This window comes from Escherichia sp. B1147 (genome assembly GCF_001660175.1).
Classification (GTDB): Bacteria; Pseudomonadota; Gammaproteobacteria; order Enterobacterales; family Enterobacteriaceae; genus Escherichia; species Escherichia whittamii.
On record NZ_LFHY01000007.1, the window covers coordinates 97,509 to 116,767 of the forward strand.

Here is a 19,259-nt window from a genome sequence, read left to right on the forward strand (position 1 = left end):
TGATAGACGCTATTTAACACTTTACCCCTTTTCTCATCATGAAAAGTATTTTGCTTTCTGTATTTAGTTTTGACAGGATTTTATTAATCATTTCAGGGTAATGGAGTGAGGAGATGTTGCGTAAGATGACCAGAAGACTAGACTACAAAATAAAGCATTGATAATGGAGGCACTGTGGATACGATTAAGGGATCGGACATAAATGTACCGGATGCAGTATTTGCCTGGATGTTGGATGGTAAAGGCGGCGTTAAACCGCTGGAAAATACAGATGAGATAGATGAAGAGCATCCCTGCTGGCTCCACCTTAATTATGTGCACCATGACAGCGCTCAGTGGCTGGCTACGACACCATTGCTGCCAAATAACGTGCGTGACGCACTGGCAGGGGAAAGCACGCGGCCCAGAGTCAGCCGTCTTGGCGAAGGGACGTTGATTACTTTGCGCTGCATTAATGGCAGTACTGATGAACGTCCCGACCAGCTGGTCGCCATGCGTGTTTATATGGACGGTCGGTTCATTGTCTCGACCCGACAACGTAAAGTACTGGCGTTAGACGATGTCGTTAGCGATCTGGAAGAGGGGACCGGCCCGACCGATTGCGGAGGCTGGCTGGTGGATGTGTGTGATGCATTAACCGATCACTCCAATGAGTTTATAGAGCAACTGCACGATAAAATTATCGACTTAGAAGATAATTTACTTGATCAACAAATTCCGCCGCGCGGTTTCCTGGCACTACTACGAAAACAACTCATTGTTATGCGTCGCTATATGGCGCCGCAACGGGATGTTTATGCTCGCCTTGCCAGCGAGCGCCTGCCCTGGATGAATGACGATCAACGGCGCCGAATGCAGGATATTGCTGACCGTCTTGGGCGCGGTCTGGATGAGATTGACGCGTGCATTGCGAGAACTGGCGTGATGGCGGACGAAATCGCCCAAGTGATGCAGGAAAATCTGGCCCGCCGTACTTATACAATGTCATTGATGGCAATGGTCTTTTTACCCAGTACATTTTTAACTGGGTTATTTGGCGTTAACCTCGGCGGTATTCCTGGTGGAGGATGGCAATTTGGTTTTTCGCTTTTTTGTATTCTGTTAGTTGTTCTTATTGGTGGTGTTGCTTTATGGTTGCACCGTAGTAAATGGTTGTAACAAAAGAAAATTTGTCTACTTTCTGTATACAAAAACGCCGTAAAGTTTGAGCGAAGTCAATAAACTCTCTACCCATTCAGGGCAATATCTTTCACGCAGGTGAATGCAACGTCAAGCGATGGGCGTTGCGCTCCATATTGTCTTACTTCCTTTTTTGAATTACTGCATAGCACAATTGATTCGTACGACGCCGACTTATCTAAGTCGGCTTTTTTTTGCCTGTTATCTGTCAACGTCTACCCTTTAAGAGTCTACCCAATGACTAAAGGGAAATATGATGACACTCATTTATTTGCAAATTCCTGTCCCTGAACCGATTCCTGGCGAGCCCGTCCCAGTTCCCGATCCAATCCCTCGTCCACAACCTATGCCCGACCCGCCGCCCGATGAAGAACCGATTAAATTGTCGCAACGTGAGCGTAGATCTGCGAGGATACGCGCCTGCTAACTTTGCGCTGATGACCACGAGAATAGATTGTGACCGCTTTTTCTACCCTGAACGTTTTGCCTCCCGCCCAGCTCACTAACCTTAATGAGTTGGGTTACTTAACCATGACACCGGTGCAGGCCGCCGCACTTCCGGCTATCCTTGCCGGAAAAGATGTTCGCGTGCAGGCGAAAACCGGCAGCGGAAAAACTGCGGCATTTGGCCTCGGGTTGTTACAGCAAATTGATGCGTCGCTGTTTCAGACTCAGGCTTTAGTGCTGTGTCCGACTCGTGAACTGGCGGATCAAGTCGCAGGGGAGTTACGTCGGTTGGCGCGTTTTCTACCAAATACCAAAATCTTGACCTTATGCGGCGGTCAGCCGTTTGGCATTCAGCGCGATTCACTGCAACACGCGCCGCATATCATCGTAGCAACGCCGGGGCGTTTGTTGGATCACCTGCAAAAAGGCACTGTTTCGTTAGATGCGTTGAATACGTTGGTAATGGATGAAGCCGACCGTATGCTGGATATGGGGTTTAGCGATGCAATTGATGACGTCATCGGTTTTGCTCCTGCTTCTCGCCAGACGCTTCTCTTCTCTGCTACCTGGCCGGAAGCGATCGCCGCAATTAGCGGTCGTGTACAACGAGATCCCCTGGCGATTGAAATAGACACAACAGATGCTCTGCCGCCTGTTGAACAACAATTTTATGAGACATCCAGCAAGGGCAAAATTCCGTTGTTGCAACGGTTATTAAGTGTGCATCAGCCATCGTCTTGTGTGGTGTTTTGTAACACCAAAAAAGATTGCCAGGCTGTGTGTGACGCGCTGAACGAAGTAGGGCAAAGTGCATTGTCTTTACATGGCGATCTGGAACAACGTGACCGCGACCAGACTCTGGTGCGTTTTGCCAACGGTAGCGCCCGCGTGCTGGTTGCGACCGATGTCGCTGCGCGTGGACTGGATATTAAATCGCTTGAACTGGTGGTGAACTTTGAGCTGGCGTGGGACCCTGAAGTTCATGTGCATCGTATTGGGCGTACGGCGCGTGCAGGAAATAGTGGTCTGGCGATCAGTTTCTGTGCGCCAGAAGAAGCACAGCGTGCCAATATCATAGCCGACATGTTGCAGATGAAACTTAACTGGCAAACGCCACCAGCCAGCAGGGACATTGTGCCGCTGGAGGCAGAAATGGCAACGTTGTGTATCGATGGCGGGAAAAAAGCCAAAATGCGACCGGGCGATGTGTTAGGTGCGTTGACGGGTGATATTGGTCTTGATGGCGCAGATATTGGCAAAATCACCGTGCATCCAGCGCATGTCTATGTCGCAGTGCGTCAGTATGTTGCCCATAAGACATGGAAGCAGTTACAGGGCGGCAAGATTAAAGGGAAAACGTGCCGGGTACGGTTGTTAAAATAACGAAATGTTGAATTGCCGGATGCGACGCTGGCCGCGTCTTATCCGGCCTACATAAGAGTAGCCCGATAAGCTTGCGTATCGGGCACTATCCTGGTTATTTCACTTCAACCACATTCAGCCGCAGTTCATCCAGTTGATTTTCGTCTTCTTCTGGTTGCCAGCCTGCGGGTTGCAGTGGGATCTCTTCACGGTCGAAGGCCAGATCGCCACCATTAACCACTTCTGAACCGTGGGTAATGCCTTTGAAATCGAACAGATTGGTATCGCACAGATGAGACGGCACTACATTTTGCATTGCGCTGAACATTGTCTCGATACGTCCCGGATAACGCTTATCCCAGTCGCGTAGCATATCGGCAATCACCTGACGTTGCAGGTTAGGCTGCGAGCCGCACAGGTTACATGGAATAATCGGGAAGGCTTTCGCATCGGCAAAACGCTGAATATCTTTTTCGCGGCAGTAGGCCAGCGGACGAATCACGATATGTTTGCCATCATCGCTCATCAGTTTCGGTGGCATCCCTTTCATCTTGCCACCGTAGAACATATTTAAGAACAGCGTTTGCAGAATATCATCGCGGTGGTGGCCCAGTGCGATTTTCGTGGCACCCAGTTCTGTTGCGGTGCGATAAAGGATACCGCGACGCAGACGAGAGCACAGTGAGCAGGTGGTTTTTCCTTCAGGGATTTTCTCTTTTACGATCCCGTAAGTATTCTCTTCAACAATCTTATACTCAACGCCCAGCTTTTCGAGATACTCCGGCAGAACGTGTTCCGGGAAGCCAGGCTGTTTCTGGTCAAGGTTAACGGCAACCAGCGAGAAATTGATTGGCGCGCTTTGCTGCAAATTACGCAGGATCTCCAGCATGGTATAGCTGTCTTTGCCCCCGGAGAGGCAAACCATAATGCGGTCGCCATCTTCAATCATATTGAAGTCAGCAATGGCTTCGCCCACGTTACGACGCAGACGTTTTTGCAATTTGTTCAGGTTGTATTGCTCTTTCTTACTAATTTCTTGATTTTGTGACATTTAATAGCGACTCAATTCGTTATATGGCATCAGAAAAGTATGCGTCATGCCGGAACGTCCAGCATAAGAAATCTGATATAAAAACTGTGGCGTGTATGGTACGGATTAGAGGGGAAAATGTCAGCACATTTGCGAAATGAATCAAAAAGCCCGCAGCGATCTGCGGGCGTTAGTGTTAGCGTACGACCAGCACTGAGCACTCTGCGTGACGCACTACGGCGGCGGCGTTAGAGCCCAGCAAGTAGGTGGTGATGTCCGGTCGATGGGAGGCGATAATGATCATATGAGCAGGGATCTTTTTCGCCATTTCCAGAATACGGTCTTTTGGCGAACCCTCTTCGACATGAACATGCACCCTGTCAGATGGCAGTTTGAATTTTTTAATTATCTCTTCCAGTTGCGATTTGGCTTCCGCTTTCAGGTCATCCATTGCGGGTAATTCTGCGGAATACGCTAATCCCAGAGAGGCATAGTAGGGCAGCGAAGGTATTACCGTCAGGAAATGAACCTCTGCGTCATCAATCTTTGCCTCTGCCTCAACGTGGCTAATCACGCGTTGAGTTAATTCTGAATCTGAAATATCGATAGGGACAAGAATCGTTCTGTTCATAAAACCTCCTGTTTTAGTATCCGCATAAAGTGTAACGCCAGATGACACATTTTGTGTAATGACGGAGTTCACATTTTTAATTTAGATCAAGGGCGGAAAAATATGAAGAAAAAGCCCGCCAAACGGCGGGCAGGCAAGATTAAAACTGGTATACCAGACCTAAAGCAACGATATCATCGGTAGAGATACCGTTCGCAGCGTAGAAGCCGTCATCTTCATCAAGCAGGTTGATTTTATAATCAACATAGGTGGACATGTTTTTGTTGAAATAATATGTTGCGCCAACATCAGCGTATTTAACCAGATCTTTATCGCCATCAGTCCCGACCAAATCGTTGCCTTTAGACATCAGGAAAGAGACAGCCGGACGCAGGCCAAAATCAAACTGATACTGGGCTGTAACTTCAAAGCTCTGAGTTTTGTCGGCAATCGTATTTGCTGAATTGCCGTAAGGCGTCATGTTACGGGTTTCAGAGTACATGGTTGCAAGGTAGATATTGTGAGCATCGTATTTTGCCCCTGCCGTCCATGCGTCAGCCTTATCGCCTTTTGCTGTAGAGAATTCCGCCTGTTGGTTGGTACGATCAGAACTGGTATACGCAGCACCAATGCTCACCCCCATACCTAAGTCATAGGTAGAGGAAATACCGAAGCCGTCGCCATTTGCATTCTTAATATTACGATCGCCACCGTTTGCAGTACCTTCTTGCTCATGGCTAACCTGGTTTTCGTTCGCTCCCTGATACTGTAACGCAAAGTTCAGGCCATCAACCAAACCAAAGAAATCGGTGTTACGGTAAGTCGCGACGCCGTTTGCACGACCGGTCATATAGTTATCGGCTTTAGTATAAGAGTCGCCACCGAATTCAGGCAGCATATCTGTCCAGCCTTCGATGTCGTACATCACGCCATAATTACGACCATAGTCAAATGAACCGAAGTCACCAAATTTCAGACCGGCAAATGCCAGACGAGTCCAGGAGTCGCCTTTATCATTTTCAGAGCCATTAGCCTGAACGTTATATTCCCACTGACCATAACCGACCAGTTGATCGGTAATTTGGGTTTCGCCTTTAAAACCAAAACGCACATAAGTTTGATCACCATCGCTATTCGCATTATCAGAAAAATAATGCAGGCCATCGACTTTGCCATACAGGTCTAATTTATTGCCGTCTTTATTATAAACTTCTGCTGCATGTGCAGCACCTGCGGCGAGCAGGGCAGGAATTAAGAGCGCCAGTACTTTGCTTTTCATTGAATAAATCCTTTAGTTATTTTATTTGCATTAATTTCCCCTGCTTGGGGAATGAAAACATCCTAAAGGAGAAGTTCAGTTAGCAGATAAATATCATTTGTTACGCCTTAAGTAAAACCTTAATCAAATAATTCTACGGAAATAGTGATAAGTTTGATGAATGTGTTATTGAGGATTCATGCAAAATTAAAATTATACATTTAATAAAGCATGGGTTATTCTGCGCGGGTTATATGCCTTTATTGTCACAGATTTTATTTTCGGTTGGGTCATTGCATTACTAATGTTCTTCCAATGAATAAAAAGACAAGCCCGAACTTTCGTTCGGGCTTTTTTTTGAGTTGGATAATCGTTATCCAGAAAGTTTACTCGGTGCTATTTTTTTCCGCCTTTCCGGCCATTTGTGCCAGGAAGTCATAACGTTTTTGCAAATCAGCGGCGGCATCTTTCCATAACTGTTCTGCCACTTCTGGCTGTTGCGTGTTCAGACGGCGGAAACGCTGCTCATGAAGAAGCGTTTCTTCCAGAGCTTCTGAAGGCGGGCGGGAATCCAGCGCCAGCGGCAGTTTACCCTCATCGGCTCGACGCGGATCAAAGCGATACAGAGGCCAGAAGCCAGTTGCGGTGAGTTGACGCATCTGATCGTGACTTAATGCCAGATCATAACCGTGCTCTTCACATGGGCTGTAAGCAATAATAAGCGATGGCCCCGGATACGCTTCAGCTTCCTGAATCGCTTTCACCGTCTGGTTGAGTTGAGCGCCAAGAGAAATCTGCGCGACATAAACATGACCGTACATCATCATGCTAACACCAAGATCTTTGCGTGCCTTGCGTTTGCCATGCTCACCAAACTTAGTTACCGCGCCAAGCGGAGTGGCTTTCGACGCCTGACCACCGGTATTGGAATAGCATTGTGTATCCAGCACCAGGATGTTGACGTTTTCCGTCAGACTCAGCACATGATCCAGACCGCCAAAGCCGATGTCGTAAGCCCAGCCGTCACCACCAATCAGCCAGATTGATTTCTCAACAAGCGCATCGGCGTCACGCAGCAGTTCGTGTGCTTCGGCAACATCGTTGAGTTGCTGGCGTAAATCAGCGACTTGTTCACGACGAACGTCTGGCGTGGCGTCTGATTTCAACGCCGCCAGTAACTCAGCCGGGATTTTATCGGCAAATTGATCCAGCAAACGCAATACGCGTGCGCGGTGTTGATCGACCGTCAGGCGGAAACCAAGGCCGAATTCGGCGTTATCTTCAAAGAGAGAATTTGCCCAGGCAGGTCCACGACCGTTGGCATCGGTGGTATATGGCGTGGAAGGCAGGTTACCGCCATAAATTGAAGAACAACCAGTAGCGTTGGCAATCAACATCCGATCGCCATAGAGCTGAGTGAGCAATTTAATATACGGCGTCTCACCACAGCCGGAGCAAGCGCCAGAATATTCAAACAGCGGAGTGATCAACTGCGAAGTACGAATATCAATACGTTCCAGTTTGCTGCGGTCGATTTCTGGTAAATTCAGGAAGAAGTCGTAGTTGATTTTCTCTTCTTCTACATGTTCCAGACGCGACATCATATTGATGGCTTTGATCTCTGGAGCCTGACGGTCTTTCGCCGGGCAAACTTCGACGCACAGATTACAACCGGTGCAATCTTCCGGTGCGACCTGCAACACATATTTCTGCCCGCGCATATCACGAGATTTCACATCCAGTGAATGCAGGCTGGCCGGAGCGTTTTCCATCGCTTCGGGCGGTACGACTTTCGCGCGAATGGCGGAGTGTGGGCAAGCCGCGACGCAGTGGTTGCATTGGGTACAGAGTTCCTCTTTCCAGATAGGGATCTCTTCAGCAATGTTGCGTTTTTCCCAGCGAGTAGTCCCCATCGGCCAGGTGCCGTCTGGTGGTAGCGCCGAAACGGGGAGGGTGTCGCCAAGTCCGGCGAGCATCGCAGCGGTAACCGTTTTGACAAAATCGGGTGCGGCATCAGATACCACAGGCGGACGGTTGGCACTTTGCGGATTTACCGGTTGCAGTGGTACTTCCTCAACGGATTCGAGCGCCAGCGCCAGAGCTTGCCAGTTGCGTTCCACCAGATCCTGGCCTTTGCTGCTGTAGCTTTTGGCAATGGCGCCCTGAAGTTCGGCCAGGGCGCTGTTGCCAGGCAGAATTTGCGTCAGGTGGAAGAACGCCATCTGCATGACGGTGTTAATGCGGGCTGCCAGCCCACATTCGCGGGCAATTTTCGCCGCGTTAATCACATAGAAACGCGCTTTTTTCTGGTTCAACACAGCCTGGACTTCTTGCGGCAGCCGCGACCAGACTTCATCGGCACTGTACGGTGTGTTGAGCAGGAAAATACCGCCTGGTTTTAAACGTTCGGCCATTTGATATTTGTCGATAAACTGCAACTGGTGGCAGCCAACAAAATCAGCTTGCGAAATCAAATACGCGGAACGGATGGGCTGCTCGCTTACGCGCAGATGGGAAACCGTCAGGCCCCCCGCTTTTTTAGAGTCGTAAACAAAATAGCCCTGTGCGTACCACGGCGTCGAGTTACCGATAATTTTGATATTGTTTTTAGTTGCGGAAACGCTGCCGTCGCTACCCAGCCCGTAAAAGAGTGCTTCCAGTTTTGCGGAGTTCGGCAGAGTATTTTCCGGCAACGGTAGCGACAAATTGGTTACATCGTCATAAATACCGACGGTAAAGCGTGCTTTCGGTTTGGCTGCGTTGAGTTCGGCGAATACTGCAAGCACGCAGTCCGGGCCAAACTCTTTGGATGATAAGCCATAGCGCCCGCCAATGACGCGCGGCAGTGTTTCGCGCTCGCCATTATTAAAGGCTTCAGCCAGCGCCGTCATTACATCCAGATACAGTGGTTCTGCCTGCGCACCAGGCTCTTTGGTGCGATCCAGCACCGCCACAGTACGTACAGAGCTCGGCAATGCTTGCAGTAAGTGTCTGGCGGAGAAAGGGCGGTAAAGTCGAACTTTTAGCACGCCCACTTTTTCGCCTCGGGTCAGCAATTCGTCCACGACTTCTTCACAGGTGCCGATGGCCGACCCCATCAGGATAATCACCCGTTCCGCCTGCGGATGACCATAATACTCAAACGGCTGATACTGGCGACCTGTAGCGGCAGCGAAATCAGTCATCGCCTGTTCAACATGGTCATAGACCGCGTTGTACCACGGGTTAGTGGCCTCACGTGACTGGAAGTAAGTGTCCGGATTAGCCGACGTACCGCGGATCACCGGATGTTCCGGATTAAGTGCGCGAATGCGATGAGCATCAATTTCTGCCTGGGGCATCAGCTCAAGAATAGTGTCGTCGGCCAGTGGGACAATTTTGTTGATTTCGTGGGAAGTACGGAAACCATCAAAGAAATGAATAAATGGCACGCGGCTTTTCAGCGTGGCGATGTGCGAAATGAGAGCAAAGTCCTGGGCTTCCTGCACGTTTGCTGCACACAGCATGGCGCAGCCAGTCTGACGCACCGCCATCACGTCTGAATGATCGCCAAAAATAGAGAGCGCATGAGTGGCCACAGTACGCGCAGCCACATGCAGTACAAACGGCGTCAACTCACCCGCCAGTTTATACAGCGTCGGGATCATCAGCAGTAAACCCTGCGACGATGTAAATGATGTCGAAAGAGCGCCTGTTTGCAAAGCACCATGCACAGTTGCGATAGCGCCAGCTTCTGACTGCATTTCAACTACACGAGGTGTATCTCCCCATACGTTCTTCAGGCCGTTTCCGGCCCAGGCATCAGCCTGTTCTGCCATCGTGGAACTCGGGGTAATAGGGTAAATGGCGATAACTTCACTGGTGCGAAATGCCACCGAAGCTACCGCGCCATTTCCGTCAATTGTGATCATACGACACCCTTACATTGCGCAAATGAGGGGCGCACGAAAAAACTGCGCGCCCAGTAGTAATCTTTTAATTTTAGCAAATGGCTTTCTGCTGCATTTTCGCTTTTGTGTTCTCTACATCGCGTAATGAATGTTTTGATCAAGCCCTGGGCGAAAAAAAAGCCACAAAATAGTAAAAATACGTTGCAATTCGCAATACAGTTCTCGACGTAGCCGCTTATGCTGCCTATTATTACGGCGGTTTCGTTGGACTTAAAGATTTGAGGAAGTAAAGATGCGAGTAATGTTGTGCGTTGGGGCTGCCGTTTTATTGTTGTCAGCGTGTAGTAGTGAACCTGTTCAGCAGGCGACCGCGGCGCATGTGGCCCCTGGTTTAAAAGCGTCGATGTCGAGTAGCGGAGAGGCAAATTGTGCAATGATTGGCGGTTCGCTTTCCGTTGCCCGTCAACTGGATGGTACAGCGATCGGGATGTGTGCATTACCCAACGGCAAACGCTGTAGCGAACAGTCGCTTGCCGCCGGAAGTTGTGGCAGTTATTAATTCACTAAATCCGCCAGCTTATACGTTAATGTCTGTTTCGCGGTCGCCAGCGTTAACTGATTCGCGGTCAGATCCACTTGCGCACCTTCTTTCAGCATTTCGCTGATGGTGTTATCGAGTTTGTTAAGCTGTGGGTTGGCACACATCATACGGGTCATTGCCATTCCTTTAACTTTCAGTTCTCCGTCCGAAAGTTTACCTTCGCCGCTAAAGCGGTTGCACATGTTGCCAGAAATCATCATCTTTTCGCCAAAGCTGATTTCTGGCGGGTTTTTCTCGCTGGCAACAGGTTGACCATTCACACTTTCCAGTACGAAACGGTGATGCTGTAGCTGTTCTGGCGTTACAGCAATTTTGTCATTACTTACACATCCCGCCATCAGCAGGCTTAGTGCGACTAGCGCGGCAACTTTCTTCATTTTAGTTCTCTACTTAAGGTATAAATTTGGTGCTGCTTGCCGGAGGCAACGCTGATTGCGTCTTATCCGTCCTTAAAACATATTTTAAGAATAGAAGATCAAATATCTTTGGGGATTATCTGAATAAGCTCCCCTGTAAGACAGGGGAGCGGTAAGATTAAACCAGTTCGTTCGGGCAGGGTTCGCCTTTTTCCAGATTGCTCAAGTTTTGCAGTGTAGTCTGGGAAATACTGGTCAGGGCTTCTGCCGTCAGGAACGCCTGGTGTCCGGTAAACAGTACGTTATGGCAGGCTGACAGACGACGGAAAACATCATCCTGAATCACATCGTTGGATTTATCTTCAAAGAAAAGATCGCGTTCATTCTCATACACGTCCATTCCCAGCGATCCAATTTTCTGGTTTTTCAGCGCTTCAATCGCCGCTTGTGAGTCAATCAGCGCACCACGGCTGGTGTTGATGATCATTACGCCATTTTTCATCTGATCGAACGCTGCCTCATTCAGCAGGTGGTAGTTCTCCGGCGTCAGCGGACAGTGCAGGGAGATAACGTCTGATTCAGAGAACAAAGTCGGCAGATCGACATATTCCACGCCGAGTTCCAGCGCTGCTGCACTTGGGTACGGATCGAACGCCAGCAGACGCATACCAAAACCTTTCAGAATGCGCAGCATCGCCACACCGATTTTACCGGTACCAATAACCCCCGCTGTTTTACCGTACATAGTAAAACCAGTAAGCCCCTCCAGAGAGAAGTTAGCGTCACGGGTACGCTGATATGCACGGTGAATACGACGGTTCAGCGTCATCATCATACCAATCGCATGTTCAGCGACAGCCTCCGGATCGTAAGCCGGGACACGCACCACTTTGAACCCCAGTTCTTTTGCTGCGTCGAGATCAACGTTATTAAAACCGGCACAGCGCAGGGCGATATATTTAACGCCGTGCTTTTTCAGCTCTTCCAGCACCGGACGGCTGCCGTCGTCGTTTACGAAAATACATACTGCTTCGCAACCGTTGGCGGTTTTTGCCGTTTTTTCCGTCAGCAGAAAGTCAAAAAATTCCAGCTCAAAGCCAAAGGACTCGTTCACCTGTTGCAGGTACTTTTTGTCGTACTGTTTTGTGCTATATACGGCGAGTTTCATAAGACTTTCTCCAGTGATGTTGAATCACATTTAAGCTACTAAAAATATTTTACAAAATTTCAAATTTAATTGAAAGTTATGGCGATATTAAAAATTCCAGGAACATCTATGCTTAGTGTAGGCGCAACCTTCAACTGAACGGTTAAACATGCCACAATACCTGTCTTGACTGCTTAATTTTTCGCTAAATCAGGATATTAACTACCCATGTTGGGTAAATATAAAGCCGTTCTCGCGCTGCTATTACTGATTATTCTTGTGCCGTTGACGCTACTGATGACGCTCGGGTTGTGGGTTCCCACGCTGGCGGGTATCTGGCTACCGCTCGGTACACGTATCGCATTGGATGAAAGTCCACGTATTACACGTAAAGGCTTAATCATTCCCGATCTCCGTTATCTGGTAGGAGATTGCCAGCTTGCACATATCACCAACGCCAGCCTTTCACATCCCAGCCGTTGGTTATTGAATGTCGGTTCTGTAGAACTTGACTCTGCTTGCCTGGCGAAACTGCCACAGGAAGAACCCTCTCCCGCAGCGCCGAAAACCCTCGCGCAGTGGCAAGCTATGTTGCCTAACACCTGGATCAATATTGATAAACTGATTTTTTCTCCCTGGCAGGAATGGCAGGGAAAACTCTCTCTCGCATTGACCGCTGATATCCAGCAACTGCGTTATCAGGGCGAAAAAGTCAAATTTCAAGGCCAGCTTAAAGGGCAACAACTTACCGTCAGTGAACTGGATGTCGCCGCGTTTGAAAATCAGCCGCCGATAAAACTGGTGGGGGAATTTACCCTGCCGCTAGTGCCGGATGGGCTTCCGGTAAGTGGTCATGCGACCGCGACGTTGAATTTGCCGCAGGAACCGTCACTGGTGGATGCCGAGCTGGAATGGCAGGAAAATAGTGGGCAATTGATTGTGATGGCACGAGATAACGGTGATCCGTTGCTCGATTTACCGTGGGAAATTACCCGTCAGCAATTGACGGTAAGTGATGGTCGCTGGAGCTGGCCATATGTAGGTTTTCCCCTGAGTGGGCGACTGGGTATCAAAGTCGACAACTGGCAGGCAGGGCTTGAGGACGCGTTGGTCAGTGGTCGTCTGAGTGTGTTGACCCAGGGGCAAGCGGGAAAAGGCAACGCGGTGCTTAATTTTGGTCCAGGAAAATTAAGCATGGATAACAGCCAAATGCCACTTCAACTGACAGGCGAGGCGAAACAGGCAGATCTCATTTTATATGCCCGCTTACCGGCACAGTTAAGCGGAAGTCTGGCTGACCCAACGCTGGCCTTTGAACCGGGCGCATTGTTACGCTCTAAAGGGAGAGTCATCGATTCGCTGGACATTGACGAAATCCGCTGGCCTTTAGCTGGCGTAAAAGTGACGCAGCGCGGTGTGGACGGTCGCTTGCAGGCCATTTTGCAGGCTCATGAAAATGAATTGGGCGACTTTGTACTACACATGGATGGGCAGGCAAAAGATTTTCTCCCGGATGCAGGACGCTGGCAGTGGCGTTACTGGGGAAAAGGCAGTTTTACCCCGATGAATGCTACCTGGGATGTCGCAGGAAAAGGCGAGTGGCATGACAGCACGATTACGCTTACCGATCTCTCGACCGGTTTCGATCAGTTGCAATATGGCACGATGACGGTGAAAACGCCGCGCTTAATTCTTGAGAAACCTGTTGTCTGGGTACGCGACCCACAGAATCCGTCTTTTAGTGGTGCGCTTTCGCTGGATGCAGGGCAAACGCTGTTCACGGGGGGCAGCGTGTTACCGCCATCAACCTTAAAATTTAGTGTTGAAGGGCGCGAACCAACGTATTTCCTCTTCAAAGGTGATTTACATGCTGGCGAGATTGGTCCGGTACGGGTAAATGGGCGCTGGGACGGTATTCGTCTGCGTGGCAACGCTTGGTGGCCAAAACAATCGCTCACTGTATTTCAGCCGCTAGTGCCACCTGACTGGAAGATGAAACTACGCGATGGCGAGTTGTATGCTCAGGTAGCCTTTTCCGCGGCGCCTGATCAAGGCTTCCGTGCGGGTGGTCATGGCGTATTAAAAGGTGGCAGCGCCTGGATGCCTGATAACCAGGTCAACGGCGTCGATTTTGTACTACCGTTCCGTTTTGGCGACGGTGCGTGGTATCTGGGAACACGGCGACCTGTATCATTACGCATTGCTGAAGTGGTTAACCTTGTGACGGCAAAAAATATTACTGCCGATCTTCAGGGGCGTTATCCGTGGACCGAAGACGAACCCTTGCTACTGACCAATGTGAGTGTTGATGTTTTAGGCGGTAACGTGCTGATGAAACAATTACGTATGCCGCAGCACGATCCGGCACTATTGCGCCTGAATAATCTCTCATCCAGTGAACTGGTTAGCGCCGTCAACCCGAAACAATTCGCGATGTCAGGGGCATTTAGTGGGGCATTACCATTATGGCTGAATAATGAAAAATGGATTGTAAAAGATGGTTGGCTGGCAAACTCAGGTCCCATGACCTTACGTCTGGATAAAGATACGGCGGATGCAGTAGCAAAAGACAATATGACCGCTGGAACTGCCATTAACTGGTTGCGTTATATGGAAATTAGTCGTTCATCGACAAAAATTAATTTAGATAATCTTGGTGTGTTAACCATGCAGGCAACGATCAGCGGTAATAGTCGTGTTGATGGCAAAACAGGCACGGTGAATCTGAATTACAGTCATGAAGAGAATATTTTTATGTTATGGCGTAGTTTACGCTTTGGCGATAATCTCCAGGCATGGCTGGAGCAGAATGCCCGGCTGCCGGAAACAGGCTGCCCATCAGGAAAAGAGTGTGAGGAAAAACAATGAAAATAGTGATAGCCACGTTGGCGTCCTCTTTTATGTTAGTTGGCTGTACGCCGCGCATTGAAGTGGCTGCGCCGAAAGAGCCGATTACCATCAATATGAACGTTAAAATTGAGCATGAGATCGTCATCAAGGCGGACAAAGACGTTGAAGATTTGCTCAAAACCCGTAGCGATCTTTTTTGAGGTAACGATGAAAAGAACATTACTCATAATGGTGTGGATTATTGGCCTGATGAGCAGCAGTGCGATGGCATTAACCCTGAACGAAGCCAGAAGTCAGGGGCGGGTCGGTGAAACGCTTAACGGTTACGTGGTTGCGCTGGAAACGGATGCCGAAACACAGGCATTAGTAAGAGATATTAATGAAGCTCGTAATCGTAGCTACCAGCAACTGGCAAAGCAAAATAAGGTATCCACGGATGAGATAGCAAAACTGGCAGGGCAAAAACTTGTCGCTCGCGCGAAGCCGGGTGAATATGTACAGGGGATTAATGGTAAATGGTTGCGAAAATAAATTACCTTTAGAAACAAAACATTTATATTAGTGTTTCTATAATGCCGGTCATTATTAGTGCGTGAGTTATTGTTATCGATGTTACTTATATGCTCTTTTATTATCTCGGCGGTTAATTGAAATTCACTATTACGATGGGTGTAATTAAATAATTCATTCGCTACGCAAATGGCGTCATTAATGTATTTTCTCTCTTCTTCCTGAATGTTTGTTTGAACTGTTTTCTGTGTGCAATATATTTTAACGAATGCCATGGTGTTATTTTAAATATGCTTCACCTTAATGTTCGCTATGTAAATAAAATAACTTTTGTTTATTGAATATTTCGCTGTAAGCATTTAGTGCTTTCTGCCTTCAAGTTTTGCGAAGTTTGTTACACGAGAACTATTTTTAAGGAGTTATATATGCATAGGGAAAAATTGTTGTCTGCATGTGTTGCGATGGCGTTAAGTAGCCAGACATGGGCTGCGGATACCACTGCAACTGAGTCAACAGACGAAACGCGGAAACAACGTTACGGGAACAGGAAATACCGTTAATCTACAGGGGGTAGAAAATCAGTTTGCCGGATAAGCAAAGCGCATCCTGCATGTTTTTTTACACATTCGCATTTATTACACATGCCCTCCCAGTGCGTTCATTTCTATACTGTGGGTTCTTAATCTGCCTTAAACAGGACAGGGTGTTATGAGCAACAACAGTGGTACGTTTACTCTTGGTTCAAAATCGGTAATACGACTGGGGTATGGCGCGATGCAGTTGGCTGGTCCCGGTGTTTTCGGGCCGCCAAAAGATCGCCATGTTGCTATTACGGTTTTACGTGAAGCGCTGGCATTGGGCGTCAATCATATCGATACCAGCGATTTTTATGGTCCGCATGTCACCAATCAGATTATCCGCGAAGCGTTACATCCTTATCCTGACGATCTGACAATTGTCACTAAAATTGGCGCGCGTCGCGGGAACGATGCTTCATGGATTCCGGCATTCTCCCCTGAGGAGCTCAAGCAAGCAGTACACGATAACCTGCGTAACCTCGGCCTGGACGTGCTGGATGTGGTTAACCTGCGCGTGATGCTCGGCGACGGTCACGGCCCGGCAGAAGGGGCGATTGAAGCCCACTTTACCGTACTGGCCGAATTGCAACAGCAGGGGCTGGTGAAGCATATCGGCCTGAGCAACGTCACGCCGACGCAGGTCGCTGAAGCGCGTAAAATTGCGGAAATTGTCTGCGTGCAGAACGAATACAACATCGCGCACCGCGCCGACGATGCGTTGATCAATGCGCTGGCGCGTGACGGTATCGCCTATGTACCGTTCTTCCCGCTTGGTGGTTTTACGCCGTTGCAATCCTCCACGCTTTCCGATGTTGCTGCAAGCCTTGGCGCGACGCCGATGCAGGTGGCGCTGGCGTGGCTGTTACAGCGTTCACCGAATATTTTGCTGATTCCTGGAACGTCATCTGTTGAGCATCTACGGGAGAATATGGCTGCTGAAAAATTGCATCTTTCTGCGGATGTGCTGGCAACGTTAGAGAGCATTTCACGAGAATAACTAATTTCACATCAGGGAAGCATTTTGTTTCCCTTTTTAATGGCATGGAGTGCATATGTTTAAGGCCAGGATTTGCGGCTGGATACGTTTACTTCCCCTGTTTATGCTGAGTCTTCCAGCAGAGGCGGAACTTCGATGTGTTGCAAATGAAGTTGATATTGAACCATTTTTTTCTGTGGCTACAGCTGAAGATAAACAGCAAGTTGAACAAGCTATCAACGGTAGCGTTAATCTTGTCCCCGTCGGTTTATCTGCACCGGACTGGAAAGTGCATCGTGGTGATTTAGTGGTGGAAGGGAATATAGAAAGTAATGAAAAGTTGATTGTTCTTGGTAATTTGACTGTCAAGGGTGACATTTCCACTTACTCACTTTCTAACCCATGGGTTATTCTCGGCAACGTGACAGCAACGAATATAGTAACAGATTCGCCACTGCTAATTACCGGTTCGATAAACGCAAGCGGACTGGTATTCATCGACTCATATTACGATAATCCGTCTACGATTAAGGGGAATATCAATGCGCGCGGGATATTTATCAATGACATAATTGCACCTGTTGTTGTATCTTCGACAAATAGTGAATTCACGGTGCGCGCCAGTGATAAAAATGACACTGAAAATATTAAAAAAGCGCTGGTACTAATAAATCCTGATGCATATTTCTGGGGTGTAATAAATGATGAGAATGCTCTGCAAGGGTTGTTTAAGCGAAGTAATATTCGCATGGCAGGAAATGTCTGTAATCAGATGGAAAAGGGGGCGCTGTTTCGCCCTAATCTTTCTCCAGAATTAGCTCAGGAGTTACAAATGCTGGATGAAGGCAAAGTAGCTGCATTTGAAGGCCGAGACATTGCGACATTTGATCTTGCCGTAATGCGAACACTGCCAACACTTAAAGGAATTTCAGCAAACTTACGCAAACAACTTATTAATAGCAATGATGAACAAACGATCGAGAGTATGGCGAGATATATGCCTGATAATGAGATTCTGGAGCTAACCGATCAGCAATTGGGTTACCAACCAGTTGTTATGGGATTGCTCGACCGTGAACCTCTCTCTGTCGAAATAATGACGCGAATGAGTCTTCTACCTGATGGCGTCGGCCCGCTGAATCTTGCTCTACGTGAAGATCTCCCTCTGGATATCGTCATGAATCTGGCGAAAAGAGACTGGGACATGATCATTCAGGGGCTTTATAAAGATGCGTGGTTATTGCCCGAATCAATAATAGATGGCTATATCCGCAGTGATGAACCTGCTATTCGTCAGGTCGGCGCTGAAGGACAACTCACTTACAATCAGGCAATGCGGTTAGCGAACGATTCATCAAACGATGTTGTCAAAAGTTTAGCGTTTAAGCTTGCAGATATGAAACACCATGGTCAATTGTTGCGGATGACGCCAGAAGAGAGTGACAAAATTGCAGCATATTTATACCAAAAATTCGAAACTGACGATAATTTAATAAATGCGTTATTTTTAGCATTGCCAGATAACTTACAGTTTAAGTTTATTAAAAAGATGGCGGGAAAATTTCCTGCCTCCTTTTGCTGTCGGGACATGCAGGTAATTCATTCAGACGCTGCTTTACAATGGTTCTTGACACGTTTCAACGATCCAGAAGGGTGGAGTAATCTGGCGAAAAATAAGTATCTGAGTACGGCGATGAAACAAAAAATTTGGCAACGCGCTTTATCGCATCGAAAACATCATCCTGAAGCAGATTCAGCCGCATATGAAACCAGTGCCGATATGATTTTGTCTGAACTGATTAGCAACGGTGAAGTTGATAACCAGATGCTATTGAATGCCGCTACCCTGATACGTTTGGAAGACTGGGCCTATTTAGAGAGTGCCTTATTTAGTTGGGATAATTTGCCCGCCGTAGTATTGAATAAATTGCAGCAAAATATGCCACGCAATGATATTTGGGCGAAGTTTTTTCTCAGGCAGGAAAACAGTACCCGTGCGCAAGTTAACGAAGCGTTACGTGTTTATTATGCACTTGACTCTGATGCGTTAGCGCAACTGGATAAGTTGGCAAAAGAACCGGACCGCATTTGGTGGAGTTCGCTGGCAAAAAATAATCTAACATTTTTCAAATTAGGCGCACTTAACAATCGACACACACCACCTGCGGCACTGGCGGCAGAAACTGATTCAGAGTGGCGGATTGTGGCGATGAATAATCCCCATTTTCCCGCTAATGTGTTGTCGGCAAGACTAAAACGCGAACCGTTACTGGTATTAGAATTGGCAAATCCCGATCCGCAGTTAATTCGTCAACTGGCGCTTCAGGGTAAAACACGAACTATCCGGGAACAGGCAATGAAGACGTTGGATATGATTCATTGACTTGTAAAGTAGCATTTTGTACCATGATATAAATATGAGGGTAATTATATGTGATATAAAAATTATAATTCTTGTGCTTTCA

General features: G+C 48.0%; 15 protein-coding genes and 1 pseudogene. 10 read left to right on the plus strand and 6 right to left on the minus strand.

The window, feature by feature from the left end; all coding sequences use genetic code 11:
- The first annotated feature begins 174 nt into the window (after positions 1-174).
- The 3 genes from zntB to dbpA all read left to right on the plus strand — a co-directional run bounded on the left by zntB (position 175) and on the right by dbpA (position 3,009).
- On the plus strand, positions 175-1,158 hold the full coding sequence (zntB, locus tag A9180_RS06855; RefSeq protein WP_064527345.1) for a zinc transporter ZntB: 984 nt from the start codon (positions 175-177) through the stop codon (positions 1,156-1,158).
- 274 nt (positions 1,159-1,432) lie between these two features.
- Positions 1,433-1,606 (plus strand): protein YnaL, encoded by a 174-nt coding sequence (gene ynaL, locus A9180_RS24905; protein WP_064527351.1) that lies wholly within the window; start codon positions 1,433-1,435, stop codon positions 1,604-1,606.
- A gap of 29 nt (positions 1,607-1,635) precedes the next feature.
- Complete coding sequence (gene dbpA / locus A9180_RS06865; RefSeq protein WP_064527354.1) at positions 1,636-3,009, plus strand: ATP-dependent RNA helicase DbpA; 1,374 nt, start codon at positions 1,636-1,638, stop codon at positions 3,007-3,009.
- Positions 3,010-3,103: 94 nt separating this feature from the next.
- Here the strand turns inward: dbpA and ttcA are convergent, their stop codons facing one another.
- The 4 genes from ttcA to nifJ all read right to left on the minus strand — a co-directional run bounded on the left by ttcA (position 3,104) and on the right by nifJ (position 9,797).
- On the minus strand, positions 3,104-4,039 hold the full coding sequence (gene ttcA / locus A9180_RS06870; RefSeq protein ID WP_064527356.1) for a tRNA 2-thiocytidine(32) synthetase TtcA: 936 nt from the start codon (positions 4,037-4,039) through the stop codon (positions 3,104-3,106).
- 175 nt (positions 4,040-4,214) lie between these two features.
- Positions 4,215-4,649, minus strand: a complete 435-nt coding sequence (uspF, locus tag A9180_RS06875) for a universal stress protein UspF (RefSeq protein ID WP_064527357.1) — start codon at positions 4,647-4,649, stop codon at positions 4,215-4,217.
- 139 nt (positions 4,650-4,788) lie between these two features.
- Positions 4,789-5,907 carry a porin OmpC gene (gene ompC / locus A9180_RS06880; RefSeq protein WP_064527359.1) on the minus strand — a complete coding sequence of 373 codons (1,119 nt, stop codon included), beginning with the start codon at positions 5,905-5,907 and terminating at the stop codon, positions 4,789-4,791.
- Between the two features lie 365 nt (positions 5,908-6,272).
- Entirely contained in the window at positions 6,273-9,797 is a 3,525-nt protein-coding gene (nifJ, locus tag A9180_RS06885) for a pyruvate:ferredoxin (flavodoxin) oxidoreductase (RefSeq protein ID WP_064527361.1), read from the minus strand.
- 271 nt (positions 9,798-10,068) lie between these two features.
- Between nifJ and A9180_RS06890 the strand changes: the two genes are divergently transcribed.
- Positions 10,069-10,335, plus strand: coding sequence for a DUF333 domain-containing protein (locus A9180_RS06890; protein ID WP_064527363.1), 267 nt, complete (start codon positions 10,069-10,071; stop codon positions 10,333-10,335).
- On the opposite strand, the gene hslJ is transcribed toward A9180_RS06890, so the two are convergent.
- Both hslJ and ldhA read right to left on the minus strand, forming a co-directional pair.
- Positions 10,332-10,754, minus strand: a complete 423-nt coding sequence (gene hslJ, locus A9180_RS06895) for a heat shock protein HslJ (protein ID WP_064527365.1) — start codon at positions 10,752-10,754, stop codon at positions 10,332-10,334. The genes A9180_RS06890 and hslJ overlap by 4 nt on opposite strands.
- Positions 10,755-10,911: 157 nt before the next feature.
- Entirely contained in the window at positions 10,912-11,901 is a 990-nt protein-coding gene (gene ldhA, locus A9180_RS06900; RefSeq protein WP_064527367.1) for a D-lactate dehydrogenase, read from the minus strand.
- Between the two features lie 207 nt (positions 11,902-12,108).
- Between ldhA and A9180_RS06905 the strand changes: the two genes are divergently transcribed.
- The 6 genes and pseudogenes from A9180_RS06905 (at position 12,109) to A9180_RS06925 (ending at position 19,177) form a co-directional block, all read left to right on the plus strand.
- Positions 12,109-14,748, plus strand: a complete 2,640-nt coding sequence (locus A9180_RS06905) for a YdbH family protein (protein WP_064527372.1) — start codon at positions 12,109-12,111, stop codon at positions 14,746-14,748.
- Positions 14,745-14,930 (plus strand): YnbE family lipoprotein, encoded by a 186-nt coding sequence (locus A9180_RS06910; RefSeq protein ID WP_064527373.1) that lies wholly within the window; start codon positions 14,745-14,747, stop codon positions 14,928-14,930. The genes A9180_RS06905 and A9180_RS06910 overlap by 4 nt, the downstream gene beginning before the upstream one ends.
- A gap of 7 nt (positions 14,931-14,937) precedes the next feature.
- Positions 14,938-15,261, plus strand: a complete 324-nt coding sequence (locus A9180_RS06915) for a YdbL family protein (RefSeq protein ID WP_064527375.1) — start codon at positions 14,938-14,940, stop codon at positions 15,259-15,261.
- Between the two features lie 404 nt (positions 15,262-15,665).
- Positions 15,666-15,770: pseudogene (locus A9180_RS24995) on the plus strand (hypothetical protein); the annotation flags it as partial.
- Positions 15,771-15,948: 178 nt separating this feature from the next.
- A complete protein-coding gene (locus A9180_RS06920) occupies positions 15,949-16,815 on the plus strand; it encodes an aldo/keto reductase family oxidoreductase (RefSeq protein WP_064527377.1) in 867 nt (288 codons plus the stop codon).
- A 55-nt stretch (positions 16,816-16,870) separates the two neighbouring features.
- Positions 16,871-19,177 carry a DUF2773 domain-containing bactofilin gene (locus A9180_RS06925; RefSeq protein WP_064527379.1) on the plus strand — a complete coding sequence of 769 codons (2,307 nt, stop codon included), beginning with the start codon at positions 16,871-16,873 and terminating at the stop codon, positions 19,175-19,177.
- Positions 19,178-19,259 lie beyond the last annotated feature (82 nt).